Below are 6,904 nucleotides of genomic sequence, written 5' to 3' on the forward strand. Positions count from 1 at the left end.
AGCTTTAAGCAAGATTTAATTTAAGTATAAAATAATGTAAAATTTAATATATATGAAAAATAAAAAAAATAGGAGGAAAAATAGTGAATTACAAATTGCGTTGCATTAACTGTGGAAAAATATACGGTGCTGAAGAAGTTGAATATACCTGTCCAACGTGTGGAAGTCGTTTAGGCACACTGGAAGTTGTGTTTAATTATGATGAAATAAAACTACATAGAGAAGATTTTACTAAATATAATAGTATATGGCAGTTTGAGAAAATTTTACCAATAAAGAACGACGCATACAAAACACATTTGCATGTAGGAGGGACCCCACTTTATATAATGCCAGAATTAGCCGAAGAGTTAGAGATTAAAAGTTTATTAATTAAATATGATGGCACCAATCCTACTGCTTCTTTTAAAGATAGAGCTTCTGCTATTGCAATTGCTAAAGCATATGAAAAAGGATATGATACTATCTATTGTGCATCAACAGGAAATGCTGCCAGTTCTTTAGCAGGATTGAGTGCTGCTTCAAAACTAAAAACATATATTTTTCTTCCTGCTTCTGCTCCAATAGCCAAAATGTCCCAACTTTTTATCTATGGTGCAAAAGTAATTCCCATAGATGGAAGCTATGATGAAGCTTTTGATATTTCTATGAAAATCGGCGAAGAAAAAGGATGGTATTGTAGGAATTCGGCAATAAATCCTTATTTACTCGAAGGAAAGAAAACGGGAGCATTAGAAATTGCTGTTCAAAATAATTGGGAAATTCCAGATTATTTATTTGTAAGCGTTGGAGATGGAACCGTTATAAGCTCTTTTTATAAAGGATTTTATGATTTTTATAAATTAGGTCTAATAGATAAAATCCCTAAAATAATTGGCGTTCAGGCGGAAGGTGCTGCTGCTGTAAAAAAAGTTTTTGATAAAGGAGAACCATTTTTACCAGATGATATAGAAACGAATACAATTGCAGATAGTATAAGCGTTGGAAAACCAAGAGATGTTATAAAAGCCTGCAAATACGTAAAAGCAAGTGGTGGATATTTTGTAAGTGTTTCTGATGAAGAAATACTAAATGCTGTATATGAATTATCTTTAAAAACCGGAATTTTTGGCGAACCTGCAGGAGCAACATCTTATGCTGGATTAAAAAAAGTGTCAAAATCACTCGGTAAAGATGCGACTGTCGCAATAGTAATTACCGGTAATGGTTTAAAAGATGTAAAGGCAATAGAAAAATTTGTACATTTTGAAAAAATAAAACCACATATAAACGAAGTTAGAGAGGTGATAGAAAAATATGAAAATCAGATTTAAACTCAATAATAAAGATATAGAATATGATGTTGAAGAATACAAAAGAGCTTTGGATTTTTTAAGAGATGATATGAGAATGACATCTGTAAAAGAGGGTTGCGGTGAAGGCGAATGTGGTGCCTGCACAATAATTTTGAATGGTAAGAATGTTAATTCATGTATGATTTTAGCAGTTGAACTGGATGGACAGGAAGTATGGACACTTGAAGGATTAAACGAAATAGGTGATACATCAATTCAGGAATCTTATATAGAAAAAGGAGCTATTCAGTGCGGTTTTTGTACTCCGGGATTTATAATGTCAACAAAAGTTTTACTTGATAATAATCCTGATCCAGATGACAACGAGATAAAAGAAGCATTAGAAGGTAATCTTTGTAGATGTACTGGATATACAAAGATAATTGAAGCTGTTAAATTGGCCTCGACAAAATTAGCAGAAAAAAATACAACAGTTGCTGATAAAAGAGGTGAAAAAAATGCAGTTTAAATACTCTAAACCAAAAACAATAGAAGAATTAAGCATGTTAAAATCTAATTATAACGCCAAATTACTTGCTGGTGGTACAGATTTAATGGTAAAACTTAGAGCAAAATCATGTAAACCGGAAATCATAATAGATACTAAAGGATTAGGGAAAAATGAAATAAAATTTGAAAATGAAAAAGTAATAATTCCATTAAATACAACTTATAGCGATTTATTAAAAAATAAGAAATTTAAAGAAAAGTTTCCGATGCTTGTTGATATAATAAAAAAAATTGGTTCCCCTCAAATAAGAAATAGAGCAACACCCATCGGAAATATCTGCAATGCTTCACCTGCTGGTGATTTTTTATTGGCAACATATCTTTATCATGGTTATGCTTATATTAAACCCACAAATAAAAAAATAAAAATTTCACAGTTAATAGATGGACCCGGAAAAATTAAATTAAAACCTGAAGAATTTATATATTCCATCGAATTAAAAGAAAGGATTGGGTATGAATATTATTATGAAAAAGTTGGAAAAAGAAATGCAATGAATATATCTATTATTAGTTTGGGAATTGTACTCAAAAAGAAACAAAATATCATAGAAGAAATAAAAATAGCTTATGGATCAGTGGGACCAACTATAATACGATTTGAAGATCTGGAAAAATCTGTTATAGGAAAAGAAATAACTAGAGATCTATTTGACTGGTTAGGAGAACAATATACGAAAAGAATTAATCCAATTACCGATGTTAGAGCAACGGCTGAATATAGGAAAAAAATGGTGAAAAATCTTTTAATAAAAGCTTTTTATAATTTAAATAAAACTTTTCAGGAAGGGTGATAGGTGTGATAGAGATAAAAGATTATTTCAGGCCTAAAAGTGTAGAAGAAGCATATGAAAAACTGATTAATATTGAAGGCGCTGAAATTATTGGAAGTGGTGCTTTTATGAGATTGGCATCGAGAAAAATAAACTTAGCTATAGACCTTCAAGATACCGGACTTAATTATGTAAAACTAGAAAAAGATGAAATAAAAATCGGCGGTGCAACACCATTAGGAGAAGTTGAAAGAAGCGAAATAATAAAAGAAGTATTTGAAGGTAAATTAATTCATGTTTTACAAAGTATTTGGTCTGTACAATTAAGAAATATTGCTACAATTGGAGGAACCATCTTTCCAAAATTGGGTTTTTCTGATTTAATAACAGCTCTTCTTGTATTGAATACAGATGTTGTATTATTCAATAACGGAAGAATGCCTTTGGAAGTTTTCTTAACAGAAAAAATAAGAAAAGATATATTGGTGGAATTAATAATAAAAAATGAAAATAGAAAAATGTCTTTTCAATATATGAGAAATTCTTTTTATGATTTTTCTATTTTAAATTCTGCGGTTTCTGTTGATGAAGAGAGGAACTTCCGTATTTCAATAGGAGCAAGACCTGCGGTAGCAAAATTAGCAACTAAAGCCATGGAATACTTAAAGAATAATAATGATATTGAAGAGGCATCTAAGCTTGCTGCTGAAGAAATGGAATATGGTTCAAATATAAAAGCTTCAAAAGAATACAGAAAAATGATAGCACCTGTTCTTGTAAAAAGAGGCTTAGAGGAGGTTATACAATGAAAATAACACTTACAATAAATAATACAAAAAGAGAAGTAGAAATATCTCCATCGGAGTTTTTATTGGATGTATTGAGAAGATTAAATTATAGTAGTGTAAAAAAAGGATGTGATACAGGTACATGCGGTGTGTGTACAGTTTTAATGGATGGGAAACCTGTATTATCCTGTTCGATTTTAGCAGCATCTGCTGATGGACATGAAATAACAACTATAGAAGGTATTGAAAAAGATCCTGAATTTAAAAATATATCAAATGCCTTATTAGAAGAAGGTGCTGACCAATGTGGGTTTTGTAGCCCCGGATTAATTTTGAATGTATATGCCATGGGAAAGGAATTAAAAAATCCAACCGAAGATGAAATAAAAAAATATTTAGTAGGTAATTTATGTAGATGTACAGGTTATGTTCCTCAGCTAAGAGCAATAAAAAAGTATTTTGAGGTGAAAGCATGAAAGAAGTAAAAAGCTCCATAAAAAAAGTTGATGGTATTGGATTGGTTAGTGGTAAACCAGTTTATACAGATGATTTAGCTCCCAAAAATGCATTAATTGTAAAGGTTTTAAGAAGTCCTCATGCATTTGCAAGAATAAAAAATATTGATACAAAAGAAGCAGAAAGTTTAGATGGTGTGGAATGTATATTAACATATAAAGATGTACCTAAAAACAGATTCACAAGAGCAGGTCAGGGTTATCCTGAACCATCTCCATATGATAAATATATTTTTGATGAATATGTAAGATATGTAGGCGACGAAGTTGCTGCAGTAGCTGCAAAAGATGAATATACAGCTGAAAAAGCTTTAAAATTAATAAAAGTAGAATACGAAGTGCTGGAACCTGTTCTTGATTTTGAAAAAAGCAAAGGTTCCAAAAGTATTATTCATCCGGAAAAAGATTTTCAGAGTGAAGGATTTATAAGTTCTGATCCAAAAAATAATATAGCTGCAACATATGAAATGAGTATAGGAAATATCGAAGAAGAAATAAAAAAATCCGAAGTAGTTATTAAAGAAAGGTTTTATACACAGGCTCAGGCTCATGTTATGATGGAACCTCATTCTGCATATTCATATATAGATATGCAAGGAAGATTGGTTGTTGTTTCTTCAACACAGGTTCCATTTCATGTAAGAAGAATATTATCAAGAGCTCTGGATATACCAATAAAAAATATCAGAGTCATAAAACCAAGAGTTGGTGGAGGCTTTGGTGGAAAGCAGGGAATTCACGGCGAACCTTATGTCGCTTTAATTACACTAAAAACTGGCAAACCAGCAAAAATATATTATACAAGAAAAGAGGTTTTTGAGTCCACATACACTAGACATGCTATGAGATTTGATATAACTATCGGTGCAGATAAAAATGGAAAAATAAACGTCATAGATGTTAAAGGGCTTTCTGACACAGGAGCTTACGGTGAACATGCTTTAACAACATTTATGGTAGCTGGTTCAAAAGTACTGCCAATGTATAATAAAGTAAAAGCTGTAAGGTTTGGTGGAGACGTAGTATATACTAATCACCCATCTGCTGGTGCATATAGAGGATATGGCGCGATTCAAGCTAATTTTGCTATTGAATCAGCGATGGATATTTTAGCTCATAAATTAAATATAGATCCTGTAAAACTTAGAAAAATAAATATGATACGTGAAAAAGAAACTTCACCTATTTTTAAAATAATGGGTGAGGGTAGAGAAGGCGTAGAAATGATAGTTAACAGTTGTAAACTCGATGAATGTATAGAGAAAGGTGTAAAGAAAATCGATTGGGAAAATAAATTCAGTTCGAAAAAAGAAGGCAAAAAGGTAAAAGGTGTGGGGATGGCAATTGCTATGCAAGGATCTGGAATTGCAAAAATTGATATGGCATCTGCAACGTTAAAATTGAATGATGATGGATCATTTAACTTATTAATAGGTGCAACTGACATTGGAACTGGTAGCGATACTATTTTGTCACAAATAGCTGCAGAAGTTTTAAATGTTCCAACTGATGATATAATACCATATTCTTCAGATACGGATATAACGCCATTTGATACTGGAGCCTACGCATCAAGTACAACATATGTTTCTGGTAATGCTGTTAGAATTGCCGCCGAGAAAATGAAAAAAGAAATTATTAAGGCCGGCGCTGAATACTTTGAAGTTTCTGAAGAAAAAGTTAGTTTTAATGGTAAAGAGATAATTGCTGGAGAAAATAAAATAACTCTAAAAAAACTGGCAGAGATCCTTTATTATAATGAAAATCAAAAACAATTAAGTGTAACTGGATCATATGTGGGCGAAGAATCACCACCGCCATTTATGGCAGGTTTTGCTGAAGTAGAAGTAGACACGGAAACAGGAAAAGTCGATTTGATTAATTATGTTGCTGTAGTAGACTGCGGAACTCCAATCAATCCAAACCTCGCAAAAGTTCAAGTAGAAGGCGGTCTTGCTCAAGGAATAGGAATGGCGATGTACGAAGAAGTTATATATGATAAAAACGGAAGATTATTAACCAACAACCTTATGAATTATAAGATTCCATCAAGAGTTGATATAAATAAACTTGATGTTGAACTAGTAGAAAGTTATGAACCATCTGGTCCTTTTGGTGCAAAAAGTGTCGGTGAAATAGGAATAGATACTCCACCTGCCGCAATAGCAAATGCAATATTTAATGCAATTGGTGTTAGAATAAAAGATCTTCCAATTACACCAGAAAAAGTATTAAAAGCATTGAAAAATAAAAAATAAATTTTTTAACTCTTTCATATATAAAAGCGCCAGGTATTATTCCTGGCGTTATTTTTTACCATGTAAACAAAAAGATACATTTTGAGGTTTCACTTATTTTACAAAATTTTTTATATTATACTACCCTTATTTTATTTCCTCAATATACTTCGCTTCTTTACCAACAAAAACAATTATATACTTTTTCATCGTTTCATTTTTTGTGTTTAATTCATATGATTTCTTGTATTTTTCTATTTGTTCTTTTGCCTGTTTTATTTTCATTTTTAATTTTTCTTCTGTGTATTCTTTTTGTTTTATGTATTTTACTTCTATTATTGCTTCATATGGTACTTCTTCGTATCTTTTGAACATTGCTATGTCTATATATCCATTTTCTACTGGATATTCCATTTTTACCATTGCATATGGCGTTAGTATTAGATAACTATACATTATTGCTTTTATGTATTTTTCATCTAATCCCATGAATATTCTGTTGTCCATTTTGCTTAATAGGTTTTCTATTTCTTTGGCAAATGGTTCTATTTTTCCATCTTCTAATATCGTTATTATTGCATTTTCTATTTCATCTGTGTCTATATATTCCGTTAACCTTTCTTCTATGTATTCTGTGAAGTATTCTGAGAATATTTTTTTCATTGAGTAATTTGGTATTTTTAAATATGTCCTTAATCCTTTTTTTTCAAATGTCATGAATCCAAGATAGAATAATAATGATTTTAT

Annotated in this window: 7 protein-coding genes; 6 read left to right on the forward strand and 1 reads right to left on the reverse strand. The window is 31.0% G+C overall.

The window, feature by feature from the left end:
- Nucleotides 1-83 precede the first annotated feature (83 nt).
- Genes thrC through X275_RS10905 form a run of 6 tightly spaced genes read left to right on the forward strand, consistent with a single transcriptional unit; the run spans nucleotide 84 to nucleotide 6,178 of the window.
- Nucleotides 84-1,313, forward strand: a complete 1,230-nt coding sequence (gene thrC / locus X275_RS10880; protein ID WP_231588336.1) for a threonine synthase — start codon at nucleotides 84-86, stop codon at nucleotides 1,311-1,313.
- Nucleotides 1,297-1,803 (forward strand): (2Fe-2S)-binding protein, encoded by a 507-nt coding sequence (locus X275_RS10885; RefSeq protein WP_047268829.1) that lies wholly within the window; start codon nucleotides 1,297-1,299, stop codon nucleotides 1,801-1,803. Before thrC ends, X275_RS10885 begins: the two co-directional genes overlap by 17 nt.
- Nucleotides 1,793-2,638, forward strand: coding sequence for an FAD binding domain-containing protein (locus X275_RS10890; protein ID WP_047268830.1), 846 nt, complete (start codon nucleotides 1,793-1,795; stop codon nucleotides 2,636-2,638). Before X275_RS10885 ends, X275_RS10890 begins: the two co-directional genes overlap by 11 nt.
- A gap of 5 nt (nucleotides 2,639-2,643) precedes the next feature.
- Nucleotides 2,644-3,426, forward strand: coding sequence for an FAD binding domain-containing protein (locus X275_RS10895; RefSeq protein WP_047268831.1), 783 nt, complete (start codon nucleotides 2,644-2,646; stop codon nucleotides 3,424-3,426).
- The gene (locus X275_RS10900; RefSeq protein WP_047268832.1) at nucleotides 3,423-3,881 is read left to right on the forward strand and encodes a (2Fe-2S)-binding protein; all 459 of its coding nucleotides are present in this window, start codon (nucleotides 3,423-3,425) and stop codon (nucleotides 3,879-3,881) included. Before X275_RS10895 ends, X275_RS10900 begins: the two co-directional genes overlap by 4 nt.
- On the forward strand, nucleotides 3,878-6,178 hold the full coding sequence (locus tag X275_RS10905; RefSeq protein ID WP_047268833.1) for a xanthine dehydrogenase family protein molybdopterin-binding subunit: 2,301 nt from the start codon (nucleotides 3,878-3,880) through the stop codon (nucleotides 6,176-6,178). Before X275_RS10900 ends, X275_RS10905 begins: the two co-directional genes overlap by 4 nt.
- 126 nt (nucleotides 6,179-6,304) lie before the next feature.
- Here the strand turns inward: X275_RS10905 and X275_RS10910 are convergent.
- A partial coding sequence (locus X275_RS10910) for a PD-(D/E)XK nuclease domain-containing protein (protein ID WP_047268840.1) occupies nucleotides 6,305-6,904 on the reverse strand: 600 nt, incomplete at its 5' end.

It is taken from the genome of Marinitoga sp. 1197 (genome assembly GCF_001021165.1).
In the GTDB taxonomy this organism is placed as follows: Bacteria; Thermotogota; Thermotogae; order Petrotogales; family Petrotogaceae; genus Marinitoga.

Excerpts from the sequence above, each read along its gene's own strand:
- X275_RS10885 (WP_047268829.1), top strand. The coding sequence starts at position 1,297 with ATGAAAATCAGATTTAAACTCAATAATAAAGATATAGAATATGATGTT.
- X275_RS10890 (WP_047268830.1), top strand. The coding sequence starts at position 1,793 with ATGCAGTTTAAATACTCTAAACCAAAAACAATAGAAGAATTAAGCATG.
- X275_RS10900 (WP_047268832.1), top strand. The coding sequence starts at position 3,423 with ATGAAAATAACACTTACAATAAATAATACAAAAAGAGAAGTAGAAATA.
- X275_RS10905 (WP_047268833.1), top strand. The coding sequence starts at position 3,878 with ATGAAAGAAGTAAAAAGCTCCATAAAAAAAGTTGATGGTATTGGATTG.